General features: G+C 58.2%; 15 protein-coding genes. 6 read left to right on the top strand and 9 right to left on the bottom strand.

What is annotated here, in order from left to right:
• Nucleotides 1-124 precede the first annotated feature (124 nt).
• Nucleotides 125-1537, bottom strand: coding sequence for an asparagine--tRNA ligase (asnS, locus tag J0X19_RS23295; protein WP_206986825.1), 1413 nt, complete (start codon nt 1535-1537; stop codon nt 125-127).
• 359 nt (nt 1538-1896) lie between these two features.
• Between asnS and rpoN the strand changes: the two genes are divergently transcribed.
• Nucleotides 1897-3486: an RNA polymerase factor sigma-54 gene (gene rpoN / locus J0X19_RS23290; protein ID WP_206986824.1), complete on the top strand. Its 1590-nt coding sequence runs from the start codon at nt 1897-1899 to the stop codon at nt 3484-3486.
• A gap of 98 nt (nt 3487-3584) precedes the next feature.
• On the opposite strand, the gene J0X19_RS23285 is transcribed toward rpoN, so the two are convergent.
• Nucleotides 3585-6245, bottom strand: a complete 2661-nt coding sequence (locus J0X19_RS23285) for a T9SS type A sorting domain-containing protein (RefSeq protein WP_206986823.1) — start codon at nt 6243-6245, stop codon at nt 3585-3587.
• Nucleotides 6246-6393: 148 nt separating this feature from the next.
• Between J0X19_RS23285 and J0X19_RS23280 the strand changes: the two genes are divergently transcribed.
• Together J0X19_RS23280 and J0X19_RS23275 are read left to right on the top strand one after the other, a co-directional pair.
• Nucleotides 6394-7029 carry a hypothetical protein gene (locus J0X19_RS23280; protein ID WP_206986822.1) on the top strand — a complete coding sequence of 212 codons (636 nt, stop codon included), beginning with the start codon at nt 6394-6396 and terminating at the stop codon, nt 7027-7029.
• A 179-nt stretch (nt 7030-7208) separates the two neighbouring features.
• Complete coding sequence (locus J0X19_RS23275; protein ID WP_206986821.1) at nt 7209-7433, top strand: hypothetical protein; 225 nt, start codon at nt 7209-7211, stop codon at nt 7431-7433.
• 32 nt (nt 7434-7465) lie between these two features.
• Here the strand turns inward: J0X19_RS23275 and J0X19_RS23270 are convergent, their stop codons facing one another.
• Nucleotides 7466-8848, bottom strand: a complete 1383-nt coding sequence (locus J0X19_RS23270; RefSeq protein ID WP_206986820.1) for an FAD-dependent oxidoreductase — start codon at nt 8846-8848, stop codon at nt 7466-7468.
• 297 nt (nt 8849-9145) lie between these two features.
• Here J0X19_RS23270 and J0X19_RS23265 point away from each other — a divergent pair, with 297 nt between their 5' ends.
• Nucleotides 9146-9307: a hypothetical protein gene (locus tag J0X19_RS23265; RefSeq protein WP_206986819.1), complete on the top strand. Its 162-nt coding sequence runs from the start codon at nt 9146-9148 to the stop codon at nt 9305-9307.
• Between the two features lie 27 nt (nt 9308-9334).
• Here J0X19_RS23265 and J0X19_RS23260 read toward each other — a convergent pair whose 3' ends face one another.
• The 6 genes from J0X19_RS23260 to J0X19_RS23235 form a co-directional block, all read right to left on the bottom strand.
• A complete protein-coding gene (locus J0X19_RS23260) occupies nt 9335-9934 on the bottom strand; it encodes an alpha-ketoglutarate-dependent dioxygenase AlkB family protein (protein ID WP_206986818.1) in 600 nt (199 codons plus the stop codon).
• Nucleotides 9935-9972: 38 nt separating this feature from the next.
• Nucleotides 9973-10611 (bottom strand): hypothetical protein, encoded by a 639-nt coding sequence (locus J0X19_RS23255; protein WP_206986817.1) that lies wholly within the window; start codon nt 10609-10611, stop codon nt 9973-9975.
• A gap of 182 nt (nt 10612-10793) precedes the next feature.
• Nucleotides 10794-12077, bottom strand: a complete 1284-nt coding sequence (kynU, locus tag J0X19_RS23250) for a kynureninase (RefSeq protein WP_206986816.1) — start codon at nt 12075-12077, stop codon at nt 10794-10796.
• 26 nt (nt 12078-12103) lie between these two features.
• Nucleotides 12104-13129, bottom strand: a complete 1026-nt coding sequence (locus tag J0X19_RS23245) for an amidohydrolase family protein (protein ID WP_317194809.1) — start codon at nt 13127-13129, stop codon at nt 12104-12106.
• Nucleotides 13130-13205: 76 nt separating this feature from the next.
• Complete coding sequence (locus tag J0X19_RS23240) at nt 13206-13745, bottom strand: 3-hydroxyanthranilate 3,4-dioxygenase (RefSeq protein ID WP_206986815.1); 540 nt, start codon at nt 13743-13745, stop codon at nt 13206-13208.
• 81 nt (nt 13746-13826) lie between these two features.
• Nucleotides 13827-15101 (bottom strand): hypothetical protein, encoded by a 1275-nt coding sequence (locus tag J0X19_RS23235; protein ID WP_206986814.1) that lies wholly within the window; start codon nt 15099-15101, stop codon nt 13827-13829.
• Between the two features lie 141 nt (nt 15102-15242).
• Here J0X19_RS23235 and J0X19_RS23230 point away from each other — a divergent pair, with 141 nt between their 5' ends.
• Both J0X19_RS23230 and J0X19_RS23225 read left to right on the top strand, forming a co-directional pair.
• Nucleotides 15243-16034 (top strand): SDR family oxidoreductase, encoded by a 792-nt coding sequence (locus tag J0X19_RS23230; RefSeq protein ID WP_206986813.1) that lies wholly within the window; start codon nt 15243-15245, stop codon nt 16032-16034.
• Nucleotides 16035-16188: 154 nt separating this feature from the next.
• Nucleotides 16189-16911, top strand: a complete 723-nt coding sequence (locus tag J0X19_RS23225) for a glycosyltransferase family 2 protein (protein WP_206986812.1) — start codon at nt 16189-16191, stop codon at nt 16909-16911.
• The last annotated feature ends 372 nt before the right edge of the window (nt 16912-17283 follow it).

Here is a 17283-nt window from a genome sequence, read left to right as displayed (position 1 = left end):
AAGTGAAGAGCTTGTTCAGGGCGGCTCGAAGGTTGATTCGAAACGCCCCGAACAAGCTCTTCAATGAAAGCAAGTATACGGGTTGCACGGTAGGTTTACAACTCTACCGTGCCATAGTACAATTCTAAAACTCGGCGCTCTTGGGGAAGCGGGGGAAGGGAATGACGTCGCGGATGTTGGTCATGCCGGTGACGAACAGAATCAGGCGCTCGAAACCCAGGCCGAAGCCGGCGTGCGGCGCCGTGCCGAAGCGGCGGGTATCGAGGTACCACCACAGGTCCTCTTCGGGCACGTGCATTTCCTGCATGCGGGTGCTGAGCTTCTGCAAGTCCTCTTCGCGCTGCGAGCCGCCAATGATTTCGCCGATGCCGGGGAACAGCACGTCCATGGCGCGCACGGTGCGGCCATCGTCATCCAGCTTCATGTAGAAGGCCTTGATTTCCTTGGGGTAGTTGGTGAGGATAACCGGCTTTTTGAAGTGCTTCTCCACCAGGTACCGCTCGTGCTCCGACTGCAAATCGGTGCCCCAATCCACCGGGAATTCAAACTTCTGCCTGGCCGTTTTCAGAATCTCCACCGCCTCGGTGTAGGTCAGGCGCTGGAACTCGTTGTCGGTCACGAACTTCAGGCGGTTGAGCAGCTCCTTGTCGTACTGGTCGTTGAGGAATTGCAGGTCGTCGGCGCAGTGCTCCAGGGCGTAGCGCACCAGGCTGCGGAGGAAATCCTCGGCCAGGTCCATGTTGTCCTGCAAGTCGTTGAAGGCCACTTCGGGCTCCACCATCCAGAACTCGGCTAAGTGGCGGGCCGTGTTGGAATTCTCGGCCCGGAACGTAGGCCCGAACGTGTACACCTTGCCCAGCGCCATAGCCGCCAGCTCGCCTTCCAGCTGCCCCGATACGGTGAGGTTGGTGGGCTTGCCAAAGAAATCCTGCTTGTAATCCACGTGGCCGGCGTCGTTGAGCGGCGGGTTCACGTCGGGCAGCGTGGTTACGCGGAACATCTGGCCGGCACCCTCGGCATCGGAGCCGGTGATGATGGGCGTGTGCACGTAGAAGTAGCCGTTGGCGTTGAAGTACTGGTGAATAGCAAACGACATGGCGTGCCGAATGCGCAGCACCGCTCCAAACGTGTTGGTGCGGGGCCGCATGTGCGCAATCTTGCGCAGCTCTTCCAACGAAATGCCTTTCTGGTCGGAGCCGCGCTTTTGCAGCGGGTAGGTTTCGGGGTCGGAGGCGCCGTACACTTCAATTTCGGCGGCCTGCACTTCCACGGCCTGGCCTTTGCCCTGCGAGGCCACCAGCTTGCCGCGCACCGCCACGCTCGAACCGGTAGTAATTTCCTTGAGGCTCTCGTCCGAAAACTTCTCGGCATCGGCCACCACCTGAATATTATGGATGGTAGAGCCGTCGTTGACGCTAATGAACTGCACGTATTTGTTGCCGCGGCGGGTGCGTACCCAGCCTTTCAGGAGCACTTCGCGGTCCAGGTCGGTGCTGCGGAGCAACTCCTGCACGCTGGTTTTTCTAAGGTCAGACATCGGGCTTTCGGTTCTCGAATTGAATAGATAGAACAGCAAAGGTAGAAGATTTGGTAGCGCGTAAGAACACCTTTCTTATCTCACGCTGGCGGACCGTTGCCAAGGAAGCGCAACGATGGGCGGGGCTAACCCCCGCCCATCGTTGCTTTGTTTTAAGGCAGGCCGCCCAACGCCGGGCGGGAGCTAGCCCCGTACCCTACGCTCAGAACCGCACCCAATAAGCGCAGTGCAACAGTCGGCCACCTTGAAAGGCGGGTGCAACGCCAACATTTTCCGCCTAACCCAAGTACAGAAAGGCCTATATTTGACTGAACCACCCCCCGTTTTTCACCTAGACGGAGCGCCTGAGTTTTTAGCGTATGCAACGACTGGATATGAAGCAGCTTCTCTCGCAGAAGCTGTCACCCCAACAAATACAATTCATTAAACTGCTGCAAATCCCGACGGCAGAGCTGGAAGCGCGCATCAAGGAGGAGCTAGAGGCTAACCCCGCATTGGAAGAAGGCGACGACGCGGACGACGACTTCGAGGAGCAGGAGCGCGACGATTCCGATGATTCGGACGACGATTTCGACGACCCTGATGCCGAGTTCGACAACCCCGATAATACGCTGGACGAGGACTTCGACAGCAACGACCAAGGCGAAGAACAGCCGGAAATAGAGCTACCCACCAAAGACGAGCCGCTGGAGGTGAAGGAATCGGAAAGCGCCGACGACCTCGACCTGAGCGACTACCTTAACGACGACGAAATAGCCGGCTACAAAATGCAGGGCGACGGCCCCGGCGAAGAGGAAGACGACCGGGAAATGCCCCTGGCCGATACCGGCGGCTCCCTTATCGACAGTTTGCTCGACCAGCTGGGCTTTGCCGACCTCGACGAAAAGCAGGAAGCCATTGGCCGCCAGCTCATCGGCTCCATTGATAACGACGGCTACATCCGCCGCGACCTGTCGGCCATTGCCAACGACCTGGCTTTTGCGCAGAACATTGAAGCCACCGTACCCGAAATTGAGGCCGTGCTGCGTTTGGTGCAAAGCCTGGACCCGGCAGGCATTGCCGCCCGCGACTTGCAGGAGTGTCTGCTGCTGCAACTGGAGCGCCGCCACCAGGACGAAAACACCGAGCACGCCGAGCGGATTCTGAGCGAGACGTTCGATGAGTTTACCAAGAAGCACTACCAGCGCATTCAGCAGCGCCTAGACCTGGAAGACGACGAGCTGAAAGAGGCTATTGCGCTGATTTTGAAGCTCAACCCCAAGCCCGGCGGTAGTGGCCCGGTGGGCAGCGGCAAGGTGCAGTACATCATCCCCGACTTCATTCTGACCAACGACAACGGCGTGCTCAACCTCACGCTCAACTCGCGCAACGCCCCCGACCTGCGCGTGAGCCCCGCCTACACCGACATGTTCCGGGCCTACGACAAAGGCTCGAAGAAGGACAAGAAGCTAAAGGAGGCCGTGACGTTCGTGAAGCAGAAGCTGGACTCGGCCAAGTGGTTTATCGACGCCATCCGGCAGCGCCAGAACACGCTGCTGCGCACCATGGATGCCATTGTGCGCTACCAGCGCGAGTTCTTCCAGGACGGCGACGAAAGCAAGCTGCGCCCCATGATTCTCAAGGACATAGCCCAGGAAATCGGGATGGACATCAGTACCATCAGCCGGGTGGCCAACTCGAAATCGGTGCAGACGGAGTTCGGCATCTACCCGCTCAAATACTTCTTCTCGGAAGGCATTGCCACTGATTCGGGCGAGGACGCCAGCAGCCGCGAAGTGAAGCACATCCTCAAGGAAATCATTGAGGGCGAGAAGAAAGACCGGCCGCTGAGCGACGACAAGCTGGAAAAGATGCTCAACGCCCGCGGCTACAACATTGCCCGCCGCACCGTGGCCAAGTACCGCGAGCAGCTCAACATCCCGGTAGCCCGCCTGCGCAAGGAGCTGTAATACTTCGGCGCTCAGCTTTCATAATAAAGCATTTAATACAGAAGAAAGGCCCGAAGCAAGTTGCTTCGGGCCTTTCTTCTGTATTAAATCAGTATTCTCTACTGCTTCACTACGCGGCGGGTGGCGATTTGGCCGTTGCCTTTCACTTGCAGGATGTAGGCGCCAGATGCCAGGTTGGATGGCGGCTGTACAGCCTGCTCACGGGCGTTGCCACGGGCGGTGGCGCGGTGCACCACCCGTCCCTGCATATCGGTGAGGGTGAAGGTGGTACCAGCGGCAGCGGGCCGGTCAAGCTCCACGTTCAGTTGCTCCCGGAAGGGGTTGGGGTAGGCGTTGCGCACGTAGCCGTTGGTGGCGGCGGCCTTGCCTTTGTTGGTACTCAGTACGCGCAGGGCGTCGGTGGTGTAGAGGCCGCGGCCGTGCGTGGCGGCGGCCACTTGCTTGTCGGAGGTGCGCATGCGCAGCATGTCTACCCGCACGTTGGCCAGGCCGTTGTTAACCGGTATCCAGCTGACGGTACCAGCCGACAGGTTATCCGTGCCCCACACGCCCAGCTCGGTGGCCAGCAGTACGCGGGTACCATCAGTAGGGTCGAACAGCGCCCAGCGGATGGGCATGTCGGGCAGGTTGCCTTCCACGTTGCGCCAGGCGGTGCCGCCGTTGGTGGTTTCCCACACGCTCACTACGCCATAGTTGGAATACGTAACCACCAGGTGCTGCTCGTTGGTTTTATCTACAGCTACCGAGGAAACCGAGCCCGAGAAAGTGCCCTTGATTTCGGTGATAACCGGGGTACGCGGTGCTACATTCCGGGCGGAGTCAATGCGCAGCACTTTGCCCGAGTTGGTGCCCACGTATACTCGATCAAGCACGCCTGGCGACACGGTTACGTGCGTAACCGTACCAGCACCGGGTAGCGCAACGCTCGTAGCAGTGGTGCCGGCCGTGGTGGTGGCATCAAGCCAGCGGAACATGGCATTGGCACCATAGCCGCCAAACATAGCATTGGAGCGGCTGTCGTAGTCGGTGGGGTTGATGAACGAGCCCAATGAAGAGCTGATATTTTGGTTCGCAAAGCTGGTACCGTTGTTGGTGGACCGCCGATACTGAGCGTACACGTAGCTGGTAAACTGGTACTGCGGCTCGTCTTCGTCAATAAAGCAGAAAGCACCGTCGCCGCCCGTGGCCACCGTGGTACTCACCGTTCCGGCTCCGTTGTAGCGTTGCGTACCATTATCCTGCGTTCCTCCCAGAAAATAATTCACGTTGGTAGGATGCACGGCGCAGGCGTATAGCTGCGTTACATTGTAGTTGTTGACACGGGTGCTGAAGATGGGAGTAGCCGGCGTGGCCACCGCCGCATTTTGCGTAACGGATACGCCGCCGTCGTTGCCGAAGTAGCAAATATCCGGCGTAGCGAAAACAATGGCGTGGTGGTCGGCATGCAGGTAACCGGGCGAAGTTGTAGCGGCTGTCCAGTTCGATACTTTCGTCCAGATAACCGGATCATCACCGGCCGTAGCCGACCGCCACATATCCAAGCCACCAGCATAGATCAGGTCGGGGTTGGTGGGCGACACGGTTGCTATAAGGTCGTACCAGGCTTGGCTGCTAGCGAGTGTAGAGGCCGTACCGCCCGGAAAGGTCATGGTTACCCAGGTGTCGCCGCCATCATCGGAGCGGTAGAGGCCCAGCACTTGGCTGTTAGCCGAGTTCTGCATAATGGCGTACACTCGTTGCGCCCGGCTCGGCGCGCAGGCCAGCTCGATGCGGTAGTAACCTGTAGTTGGCAGGCCCGAGTTAGCCAGCGTGTTGAGCTTGGTCCAGGAACTAGCGTTGCCAGTAGAAGAGCGGTAGATACCATCGGTTGCCCTCAACCCTGTGCCAACATACAAGGTACCATCGGCCGCTATTTCAATATCCGCTATCTGGTCGGATACAGCCCCCACGCCGGAGCCCAGCACTTTCACCCAAGTGGTGCCGCCATTAGAGCTACGGAATAAGCCGTTGCGCGTACCGGCGTATAAGTCACCATTGGTGGGATGCACCAACAGCTTCTGCACGTACTGAAAATCAACACCGTTGGTGCTGGGCAGTTGCGCCCAAGTAACTCCGTGGTTGGTGGACTTCCAGATGCCCTGCCCCCGAACGGCATCGGCATTAAAAAACCCTTCGCCCGTGCCAAAGTACATGGTGTTGGCATTGCGCGGGTCGGCAACAAGAGCCGTGATGGCCAGGTTGGCGAAAAAGTTGTCAATGCTTTGCCAGGTAGTGGCTGTGGCTCCTGCCAGGCCGTTGGTGGTTTTCCAAAGCCCCCCGCCTACTGAGCCAGCCCACACCGTATTGCCAGTGGGGTCAGCAGCATCCACGAGCAGGGCACGGGTGCGGCCGCCCACGTTTGCTGGGCCCCGTTCGAACCACTGCGTGAGGGCAATGCTACCTGCCGTAGGGCGCATATTGGCTCGCTGGGCCAAGAGCTGCTGGGCATATTGCTGGGCCGGCACCAGTCGCTCGCTCGGCACCCTGCCTAAGGCGGGGTCCATTGTCCGGGCTATGTCCTGCTCTAAGGCTAGGTCAGGACGGTCAGGGCGGTCTTCGTCCTCTTCTTCCTCGCCTTCGTGCTCTTCCCGCATTTCATAGGCTACTTCCGATTTTTCGGCCTGATGCTGCCACCACCAGGCGCCTCCGCCCACGGTGCCGGCCGTTGCCAAGCCAAGTAATAATTGCCGCGCCCGGACACCGAGTATTGTACGCTTCATGCTATAATAGTAAGATGTAAAGTGAGCCTGCTCAACAGACACATATCTCCTTTGGCAGGTTTCCTAAAGATAGGAAAGTGCGAGCGAAACCGCAGGAGCTTTAGTAGTTTTGCTTGTCTTATCTGTGGGCCCTGGTCCTATTGTTTCCTTGAACCGCCCTATTGCCCTGTTTTTTTCGGCGGTTTGCCACCCTCTGCTGCTGCCCAGCTACCTCTATTATGTGGTCTGCTACCAACTGCCGGCACTGGTGCAATACCCTCCGTTGCCTGACCGCTGGCGCTTGGTTGCGCTGGTGGTGCTATTCACGTTTGGGCTCCCTACGCTGGGTACGGCCCTGTTAATCTGGACCGGCGCGATAAATGGCACCCTGGAGCTGCGGGAGCGGCAACAACGCCCTCTGCCACTGTTGCTAGCCACAGTTAGCTTCGGAATAGGGGCTGTATTGCTGGATACTGCCACGGAAGCCCTCGACCCGTTGCTGCGCTACATGATGCTAGGCATGACCCTGACGGTGCTGCTGACGCTGGTGGTTTCGTTGCGCTGGAAAATCTCGGCGCACGGCGCGGGGGCTGGTGGTACGGTGGGCTTGTTTGCCCTGCTGTGCATAAGCGCCCCACAAGCCGTTCCTGTACTATGGTGGCTGCTGGGCAGCTTGGCTATGGCAGGCGCAGTCCTGAAAGCCCGCCTTACGCTACGGGCCCATACGCCAGCGCAGGCGTGGGCAGGGTTTGCGCTGGGAGTAAGCCTGGTTATCGGATTTGGAGCGGGGTTAGCGCTGAAGTAAGCTGGAGCGTCATGTTCGTTTCAGGCCTGTGCAATTACGCTCTTGCTTGAACTGACTGTTTCAACGACAAGAAACGGTGCTTTATCCAGTGAAATCCAAACTTCATCCAATAGTACCAATCAATAGAATCCACGGTGACGAGGCTGGGCGTAGGTTGGCTACACACCTACTACTCCCCTATGCACCTGTTCCGTACTCTGATTTGCTTTTTTGTTTCCGCCGGTTTTCTGGGCTTGCTGTTGCTGTCGGCGGTTGGCCCGATGGCACCGGCTACCTTACGGGCCAGCATCCGGGCACAACACTCAACCATTCTGCCAGCCACCCCCACGACGGCACAGCCTGTCATGCAAGCAGTGAAACAGGTTACTGCCTACCGCGCCGAGGTTCGCCCAACTAGCATCTAGCCTCGTGGCACCTGCCCGTAAGCACCGGCACTCTACGCTTGGTGCATTTGCTCGCGCAACATTTCCTGCACCTGTGGCTGGTCGTAGTCGGCTTCGGTGTGGATGTGGGGCATCAGGCGGCGCATAATGCGCTCCTGCCGCTGGCCGTTGGCAAGAGCTTCGGCGTAGGGCGTGTGCGAAAACGTAACCTGCGAGTACAGCGGCAACCACTGCCCCGGGTACTGCGCAGAAATCTTGCTTTCGATTTTCTTTTGCAGCAGAAACCGAGGGTCGGCCACCCGGTCGCGCATTTCCTCGAAATTATAGATGGCCAGGTCAGCCATGGCGTCGGCGTTGGGCTTGCGCTGGGTTTGGAACTCCTTGAAAATGGTGTGCCAGTCGGAGCCGTACTGGTCGAGGAGCGAGTTGAGCACCGAGCAGTCCTCGAAGCCGGCATTCATCCCTTGCCCGTAAAAGGGCACAATGGCGTGTGAGGCGTCGCCAATCAACAGCACGTCATCGTCGAAAGCCCAAGGGTAGCAGCGTACCGTCACCAACGAGCCGGTGGGGTTTTCGAAGAAATCCTGGGTGAGTTCCGGCATCAGCGGCACGGCATCGGCAAACACTTCCTCGAAGAAAGCCTGCACCTGCGCCGGGGTTTGCAGCGTGGCAAAGGAATGCGGCCCTTCGTAGGGGAAAAACAGGGTGCAAGTGAATGAGCCGTCGAGGTTGGGCAGCGCAATCATCATGTACTGGCCGCGGGGCCAGATGTGCAGGGCGTGCTTCTCTAGCTGCCAGGTGCCGCCGGGGCCGGGCGCAATATTCAACTCCTTATAGCCGTAGTCGAGGTAGCTCTGCGAGTAGTTGTACCGGTCGGTTTTCTGCATGGCGCTACGCACAGCCGAGTACGCCCCATCGGTACCGAACAGGCGCCGGAACGGCTGCACTTTTTCCTGGCCCGTGCTGGCGTCGCGTAGGTGCAGGGTTTGCTCGCGCAGGTCTACGTGCAGGCACTGTTGGTTGAAATGCAGCTTCACGCCGGGTTCGGCTTCCACCAGGTTCAGCAGGGTACGGTTCAGCCCAGCCCGCGACACCGAGTAGATGGCCTGCCCCTCCTGCCCGTACGGCTGGTTGGTAAGGCTGCCGTGCTGGTCGTGCATGACGCGGCCGTACATCGGGATGCCCACCCGCCGAATTTCGTCGCCGATGCCTACGCCTTCGAGAGCACGCCAGCCTCGGTCGGACAGGGCCAGGTTGATAGAGCGGCCTTCCAGCGGCCCCGCCAAGCGGGGGTCGGCGCGCCGCTCAAATACTTCTACACTGTGGCCGTGCCGGGCCAAATACAGCGCCAGCAAGGAGCCCACTAGCCCCGCGCCCATTAGCGTAAGCTGTTCAGAACGGTTGGTGGATGCAGAAGGAGAGGCCGCGTCGGACATAGAAGGCTTGTTGGGTGGGTGGTAACAGCGAAGCTAAGTATTCAGCCTGAATATAGACCATGCGGCGGGAGCAGTTCATCGGACAAACACACAAGTTCAACTTGTTTTCGTCCTAGGTTCATCGTAAACCTCAATTTACCTATCGTGCATGCCCGTAGATTTGAATTATAAAACGAAGCAATTGAACAGGCGGCTGGCTTGAAACTTCTGCTTCTTGGTTAAGCTCAACACTAAGTCTTCCACTGTTTCTCGTTTCTTGTGGCCGACGCTTCTCTCCCACCCCGACTGCTCCTTATCATGCCACTCACTCCCTTCGACCCGCTGGACCAAATTCGTATTGCCGAAATGATGCTGGAAGCCACCCAAAACGCCTTGAATGACGTTTTCAGAATTGGTGATTTTCTGGTAGGTGGCGGTGACTCCTCCAACCTCGGCGGCCACCCTGATATTCGCTACTAAGCGCCACGGACGGGCATTAACGGTTAGTTACGGCCCTGTTACCAGCCGGAAGGTAAGATTGAGGCGCGGCTCAGTAGGACGGGCGGTTTTGGGCACTGCATGCAGCCAATGCTGCTGCGTGGTGCCGCGCATGAGCAGCAAGCTACCGGTAGGCAAATCCAACGAAACAGGAGCATGCGGAATAAGCTGCGGGTTGCGCGGCCGCAAACGAAACCGGCGGGTGGCCCCCAAGCTAACCGACGCAATAACCGGAGCCGGCCCTAGTTCCGGCTCGTCGTCGGCGTGCCAGCCCATGCTGTCTTGGCCGGTGCGGTAGAGGTTGAGCAACACACTATTGAAGTGCGTTTGCGCGGCAGCCTCCACTTGCTGCCGCAGGTGCAGCAGTGCGGGCGTCCAGGGTTGCGGGTCGAGGGCCAGGCCGGAGTAGGCGTAGCGCGCAGTTGGGTCGCCGTGCCAGGAGGTAAGCCGGGGCTGTAGCACTTCCTTGCCGAACAGCTTAATCGGCTCGTGCCGCCACGGAATTGTAGTTGTCAGTTCGGCCAGGAGTTCGGCCGCTCTTTCCGGTGAAAGAAATGTTGGGTCGAGCAGTACCTCGGCCTGCGGCAACGGAACGGGCGTGAGCGACACAGCGGGAGTTGAACAGGACCGGAGAATACGGGTAGCGGCTATTTAGGTAGCGCCACGCCGGCTGACATCAGCAGGTAGTACATCCCACCGATAATCAGCAAACAGATAAACATAGCCGGCAGCCATTGCCGGCTTACGTACGGCCGGGCGCCCACGTAGCGCGGCCAGAAGTACAGCAGATACGCAAAAATGGCCACCAACTGCACTACCACACTGATTATCATCTGGGTTTGGTTGGGAATAGCCGCCCAATGCACGTAGTAGTAGCAGCCCAGCATTACGGCCACAAACAGCATAATGCGCAAAGCCTTGCCGACCTCCTTCAGCTTGAACATGTTGATGGTCATGAGGATACCACCAACGAAGAAGGAAAACAGCACAATAGTGCCCGGCGAATAGAGAGCTGGCCCCTCTTCGGTTGCTGCTGCTTGGCCGGGTAGTATATCCGCTACCGGGCTAGCGTTTACGAGCTTAGCTTGCTCCTGGCGTTGCTGCTCAACTATAGGCAAGAGCTCGGCCCGGATGGCCGCGGCTTCAGCTGGCTGTTCGCCGCGCCGCTCTAGTTCATTGAGCGCAGCCAACACGGCATCCTCGCGGTATTCAGCGCGGTTTAGCACGTAGAGTTGCAGCTCAGACAAGGATTTGCGGGACATTTTCTCCGCGTATTCATCAGCCATGGTTCTGTAGATCAATAAAAAGACTACCGAATCTTGGTAGTTGAAACGTAAAACACCGATACGTGGTGAATGATGCCCGAAATGTTACACAAGAGAGTAACTGAGTAGCGGAGCAACTGAGTAAGCTGTTTTAGATACTCAACCGCATTATCTAAACAACTTACTCAGCTATTCCACTATTCTCAATTACTCTCGGCCCACTCGGCCAGTACTACGCCCACGCGCTGCACATCCCGGAACGAGTTGTAGAGCGGCACCGGGGCCAGCCGGATTACGTTGGGTTCGCGCCAGTCGCCGATGATGCCCGCGGCGGCCAGGTGCTCGAACAAGTCGCGGCCGTTGTGGTGTACCAGCAACGAGAGCTGGCAGCCGCGCTGGGCGGGGTCGGTAGGGGTAATAATTTCGAGCTGCGTTTTGGGCAGGTTCAGGCGCGTAATCAGGAACTCCAGGTAAGCGGTTAGCTGCTCGCTTTTGCGGCGTAGCGCGGCCATGCCCCCGGCGGCTTCGTGTACGGCCAGAGCGGCTTCGTGCACCGCCATGGTCAGGATGGCGCTGTTGGAAAGCTGCCAGCCAGCAGCGCCGCGCATTGGCCGGAAACCCTTCTGCATCTTGAAGCGCACTTTTTCGTCGTGACCCCACCAGCCGGCTAGGCGCAGCAGCTCGGGCTGGTCGGCAAACCGCTCGTGCACAAACGCCCCAGCCACGCCGCCAGGCCCGGAATTCAGGTATTTATAAGTGCACCAGCAGGCGAAATCCACGTCCCAGTCGTGCAACTGAAGCGGGATATTACCGGCGGCATGGGCCAGGTCGAAACCCACTTTTGCGCCCACGGCGTGGCCGGCGGCGGTAATGGCTGCCATGTCGTATACTTGGCCGGTGTAGTAGTTGATACCGCCCATGATGACGGTAGCCAACGTACCGCCCAGCTCCTCTATTTTCGCCAGAATATCCTCGGTGCGCAACGTATGCTCACCGGGCCGGGGCACCAGCTCCACAATGGCATCATCGGGGCTGAGGCCGTGCATGCGCACCTGGGTTTCCAGGGCGTATTGGTCGGAAGGAAAAGCGCCGCCTTCCATCAGCACTTTGTAGCGCGCAATGGTGGGCCGGTAAAACGACACCAACAGCAGGTGCAGGTTGGTGGTCAGGTTGTTCATCACCACCACTTCCACGGGCCTGGCACCTACTATACGGGCAGTGGCATCGGTGAGGCGCTCATGAAAATTCATCCACGGCGTATCGCCCAGAAAGTGACCTTCCACCGCCAGCTGCTCCCAGTTGGTGAACTGGCGTTCCACGGCGGCACGAGCCGTACGGGGCTGCACCCCCAAAGAGTTGCCGCACATATACACGCTGTCTTGCCCATCGGGGCCGGGCGGAATGTGGAACTGGTGGCGGAATTCGCGCAGCGGGTCCTGCGCATCAAGCTGAGCGGCGAAGTCGGGAGTCGGTTCGAAGGAAGTCATTGGGGCAAAGATAGGCGGCTGCCCGACTACCGCCCCGCCAGAATTCCGGCTACTTGTGCCTCGGGTAGCCCCAGCCAGTCCAGGGCGTTCTGGCCCAGCATGCGGGCTTTCATTTCGTCAGGGAAGGGCATGGCCTGAATCAGCTCCCCCGGTGTCAGCTCGCCCAGCGGAAACGGGTAGTCGGTACCCAGCACAATCTTGTCGGGGCCCAGGGTTTTGGTGAGGTAGTCGAGCATGAGCGGGTCATGCACCAAGGAGTCCACCCAGAAGCGGCCCAGATACTCCCGCGGATTCACGTTGTTGTCGATGGCGCACAAGTCGGGGCGCACCTTGAAGCCGTGTTCGATGCGGCCGATGGTGCTGGCAAACGTGCCGCCGCCGTGGGCCACCGCCACCCGCAGCTTGGGCAGCCGCTCCAGCACTCCCCCAAACACCAACGAGCACAACGCCAGGGTGCTTTCGGCGGGCATGCCCACCAGCCAGGGCAGCCAGTATTTCGGCATTTTCTGCTGCGCCATCATGTCCCAGGGATGCACGAACACGCACGCGCCCAGCTCTTCCGCCGCCGCAAACACCTCGAACAGCTCCGGCGCATCCAGGTTCCAGTCATTCACGTGCGAGCCAATCTGGATGCCGGCCATACCCATCTTCATGCACCGCTCCAGCTCGCGCACGGCCAGGTCGGGGGCCTGCATAGGCACGGTGCCGAGGCCCACAAAACGGGTGGGGTAACGGTGCACCACGTCGGCAATATGGTCGTTGAGCAGCTGGCTGAGGTCCAGCGCATCGAGCGGCTTGGCCCAGTAGCTGAACATCACCGGCACCGTACTGAGCACCTGCACCTGCACCCCAAACTGGTCGTACTCTCGCATGCGCACGGCGGGGTCCCAGCAGTTGTCCTGAATTTCGCGGAAGAACTTGTCGTCCTGCATCATGCGGGCACAGCAGGGCTTGTGGTGCTCCAGCCGAATGAAGCCGCCGTAGCCGTACCGCTCGCGCAAATCGGGCCAGCGTTCCGGTAAAATATGGGTGTGAATATCGATGTGAAGCACGGGGCCGGGGTGGGGCGGTGAGCAACGAATTAGCAGATGAGTGGTGCCGTAGCCTAGCTTGGGTGAAGCTGCAACGCTACTCGGCGGGAGCTGCCACCGGCGCTGGCGGGGCCATTACGGTGCCGCACACCTGGCAGGTACGCTTGTGCTCATCCAGCCAAAACCGGTTCATAATGGGCGGGAGCTGACTCACGATGTCAGTAATTTCGGCGTACTCCTCGTAGAGCTTGTTGCCGCAGTTTTCGCAGTACCACTGAAAGCCATCCAACTCGCCCGCCGTGCGGTAGCGCTCCAGCACCACCCCCACCGAACCGGCCGGCCGCCGCGGCGAGTGGGGCACCCCGGGCGGCAGCAGGAACATTTCCCCGGCTTTGATTTCAATATCCACCGGTTTACCGTCCTCGATGATCTTCACCACAATGTCGCCTTCCATTTGCAGGAATAGCTCCTCACCTTCATCCACGTGGTAGTCTTTGCGGGCGTTGGGGCCTCCTACTACCATCACAATAAAGTCTTTGTTGTCTTTGAACACTTGCTGATTGCCAACGGGGGGCTTCAGCAAATGGCGGTGTTCATCTATCCACTTTTGCAGGTTGAATGGGCGAGCTACAGGCATGGTGTCAGAGAAAAGAAGGTGAAATAAGCAGTAGAAAGGTAAGTGGTACGCCGAACTTAATGCAGAGCTGTGTCCGTTCACTCAAGATTCGGCCGACAATGCTGCCCCGCCAGCGCCCCCAGCCGACTGAGTTGGTAGCAGCAGTAGTATGGGCCACGCAAGGGCTACGCCCACCAGCGTCAGATAGATGTAGGGCACCTGCACAAAGGCGTAAAATGTAGCCAGATACACTTTCAAGGCAAGCAGCGCAAACACGCGGTAGTCGAGGCGAGGCCGCTGCCGGAACCAGTAAGTGGCGGCGGCTACCACTACAGCTACGCACGCACAGGCGTGCACCAACCGAACCAGTTGAACCTGTTGCGCCAAGGGGCCGGGCGTAAACCGGTGAAAGAAAATAGCCAGCCCCACCCCCCGGTACAAATGCTCGGGCTGGCCGAAGGTTAACTGCTCCCACTCGCCGATGGCAGCATTTGTATACGCTAGCTGCGCCCGCGCAAACGCGCCCCAATCGTGGCTTAGGAAAGGCACAACGTAAATAGCGAGTATTAACGCTGCTGTTAGGCCCGCCACGCGCAATGCTACCCCGCGGCCCGCTTGCTGCCATAGCAACGCCAGCCACAACGGCACCCAAAACACCAATGAAAAGCGCGACAACAAGCAGCAGGTAAGCGCCAAAGCCTGTGCCCACCACGGCCCGCGCCATACGCTGTACGCTAGTAGCAGGTAGAAGCCTACAATGAGCAGTTCTACGGTATTAGTCAGGGTGCTAGGATTGGTTTGCAGCAAGCCCTGTAGCAGTAGCAACGGCACAGCCAGCAGCCCCAACGCAGCTGGCAGCGGCAAGCGGCGGCGTAGCAATAAGCTGGCTCCTACTAGTATTCCTATCCCAAAACCACCGAAAGCTATCCAGCGGTAATCAAACGCCAGAAGCTCGGCGGGCACAAAAGGCAGCCAGGTAAGCGGCAGGTAGGTGGGATACAGCAGGTAGCCAAAGTCGTGAATAGGGACGTACACCGGTTCACTGGCCAGCCAGCGCCGCACAACCACCTGAATCAAAGGAATGACGTCTGACTGCGCCGGATCAATGGGCATCCGCTGCAACATTTTGGCTATCCGGGTGCCGAACAAGACCAGCGCTGCTAGCGGTAGCAGCAATCCCACCTGCCGCTGCTTAAACGAATTCAGAGCGGGCAACGGCTGGCTCCGGAATGCCCACAGGCCGCTTACTCCTACTCCTACCCCCGCCAACCACAACACTACCGGGCTGATAAATGGCCCAAACAGATTACGCAGAAAAGTAAATAGCAGGAACTCAACTACGACGGCCGTTAGCAGCAACCAACTAGCAAGCGACATATAATCTAGATAAAAGCGGGCCGCGTCCGACATTCTTACAACGGCCAGCGAACTTACGGAAAAGCTGGTTTTGCCTTAGCTTATCAGTAGGCCAGTTGGTATTTTATGTAGTTTTAAGCTCACTTTTCCCAGCTTCTTCTCGTGGACAACAACTTTACTTCCCAACGCGCGCTGGTAGGCGGCAGTACCCAAGGCATTGGCCGAGCCGTAGCGGAGGAACTGGCCCAGCGCGGCGCTACCATCACCTTATTGGCCCGCGACGAAGTGAAACTGCGTGAAGTAGCCGCCGCCCTACCTACCCCCGCTGGCCAGCACCACACTTACCTTGTAGCGGATTTCACGGCCCCTGAAACACTTAGCCAGCGGCTGCACGAGTACTTAACAACGCAGCCAGAAGGCTTCCATATCTTAGTGAACAACACGGGCGGCCCAGCAGGTGGCCCGATTCTAGAGGCTTCTGTTGATGCATTTCGGGCGGCGTTTGAGCAGCACTTGGTGTGCAACCACTTGTTGGTGCAGGCAGTGGTGCCAGCCATGCAGGCCCGGCAGCACGGGCGCATCATCAACATTATTAGTACTTCGGTTAAGCAGCCGCTGCCAGGCTTGGGCGTCAGCAATACCATTCGCGGCGCGGTGGCCAACTGGGCCAAAACCCTGGCCACGGAGCTTGGCCCTCATGGTATTACCGTGAACAATGTGCTGCCCGGCGCTACCGTCACGCAACGGCACACTTCCCTGATTGAAAAGAAAGTAGCGCAAACCGGGCAAACAGTGGAAGAAATAGAAGCTGCTATGCTCAAGACTATTCCAGCGCATCGGTTCGGGCAGGCCACTGAAGTGGCGGCCGCCGTGGCGTTTCTGGCTTCGGAAGCCGCCGGCTACATCAACGGCATCAACGTACCCGTAGACGGCGGCCGCACTGGCAACCTGTAAGGCACAGTGGTTGATGACTGAGTGTTAAACTGTTGGATTGCAACTACGCGCCGCACAAGACTCCCGTCGGTAAGCAAACAATTCAGCAATTAACCTCCAACAAATCCCCCTTTCGCTCTACTTTTGCTTAGTTTCCGCTTATTCTCTTCCTGCTTTGCTAGCCTTCCACAAGCTCTCCATCGTCATTCCGGTTTATAACGAAGGCCGCACTATCCATCAGATTCTAGATTTGCTGCGGGAGCTGAAGCTGGTCAACGGGATTCAGAAAGAGATTATTCTGGTCAATGACTGCTCGACCGACAACTCCTCGGAAACCATTCAGGCCTATGCGGCACGCTACCCCGAAATGGGTTTACGGCTGCTGCAACATGCCGTAAACCAGGGCAAAGGCGCGGCTTTGCACACAGGCATCCGGGAGGCTACCGGCGACTACGTCATCATTCAGGATGCCGACCTGGAATACGACCCCGAAGAATATAATCTGTTGCTGAAGCCCATTTTGAAAGGCTTTGCCGATGTGGTATATGGCTCCCGCTTTATGGGTGGCAATCCGCACCGGATTCTGTTCTTCTGGCACAGCATCGGCAATGCCGTCCTGACTTTCCTCTCGAACATGTTCACCGACCTGAATCTGACCGACATGGAAACCTGCTACAAGTTGTTCCGCCGCGACATTATTCAGGGCTTGACGCTGGAAGAAAAACGCTTCGGGTTCGAGCCGGAAGTAACGGCCAAGGTGTCCCGCGTCCCCAATGTGCGCATCTACGAAGTTGGCATCAGCTACTATGGCCGCACCTACGCTGAGGGCAAGAAAATAGGCTGGCGTGATGGGTTCCGGGCTATTTATTGCATTATAAAATACGGGTTATTCGGGTAATCCTTCGAGCTCAACGGCCACAGCTGAATCTTAGACTGTGGTAGTTTCAGCATACGAGCACACTATTTCCTTACTATACTCCTCGAATTAGTGTGAAGATGCAAGCAGGTGCTTCTATGCTTGCCAGTAGGTTTCACAGGAGCATAACCTGCATAACTTATAGTTTACTACGATTCATTTTTCACTGTCACCTGAAGGCGCTTAGTTCTGCATCTTCCACACTTACCGCATGCTACTTTCCAAACAATACGCGACGCGTAAACTACTGTATCTGGGACTGGGCACTCTACTCGTCTTGCTGATATTCGCTTGGCGTTTTTATCAGGAGCGGATATGCTACATAGACTCGGCTTTCTTTGTACACTACCTCCT

The organism is Hymenobacter telluris, from assembly GCF_017313265.1.
In the GTDB taxonomy this organism is placed as follows: domain Bacteria; phylum Bacteroidota; class Bacteroidia; order Cytophagales; family Hymenobacteraceae; genus Hymenobacter; species Hymenobacter telluris.
The sequence above is the reverse complement of the archived record's forward strand: the minus strand, read 5'-3'. Positions and strand labels throughout refer to the sequence as shown.

Bases quoted from the DNA above. Each gene is read 5' to 3' on its own strand.
- J0X19_RS23275 (WP_206986821.1), top strand. From the start codon at position 7,209: ATGCACCTGTTCCGTACTCTGATTTGCTTTTTTGTTTCCGCCGGTTTT.
- rpoN (WP_206986824.1), top strand. From the start codon at position 1,897: ATGCAACGACTGGATATGAAGCAGCTTCTCTCGCAGAAGCTGTCACCC.
- J0X19_RS23285 (WP_206986823.1), bottom strand. From the start codon at position 6,245: ATGAAGCGTACAATACTCGGTGTCCGGGCGCGGCAATTATTACTTGGC.
- J0X19_RS23255 (WP_206986817.1), bottom strand. From the start codon at position 10,611: ATGGCTGATGAATACGCGGAGAAAATGTCCCGCAAATCCTTGTCTGAG.
- J0X19_RS23240 (WP_206986815.1), bottom strand. From the start codon at position 13,745: ATGCCTGTAGCTCGCCCATTCAACCTGCAAAAGTGGATAGATGAACAC.
- J0X19_RS23270 (WP_206986820.1), bottom strand. From the start codon at position 8,848: ATGTCCGACGCGGCCTCTCCTTCTGCATCCACCAACCGTTCTGAACAG.
- J0X19_RS23265 (WP_206986819.1), top strand. From the start codon at position 9,146: ATGCCACTCACTCCCTTCGACCCGCTGGACCAAATTCGTATTGCCGAA.
- kynU (WP_206986816.1), bottom strand. From the start codon at position 12,077: ATGACTTCCTTCGAACCGACTCCCGACTTCGCCGCTCAGCTTGATGCG.
- J0X19_RS23235 (WP_206986814.1), bottom strand. From the start codon at position 15,101: ATGTCGCTTGCTAGTTGGTTGCTGCTAACGGCCGTCGTAGTTGAGTTC.
- asnS (WP_206986825.1), bottom strand. From the start codon at position 1,537: ATGTCTGACCTTAGAAAAACCAGCGTGCAGGAGTTGCTCCGCAGCACC.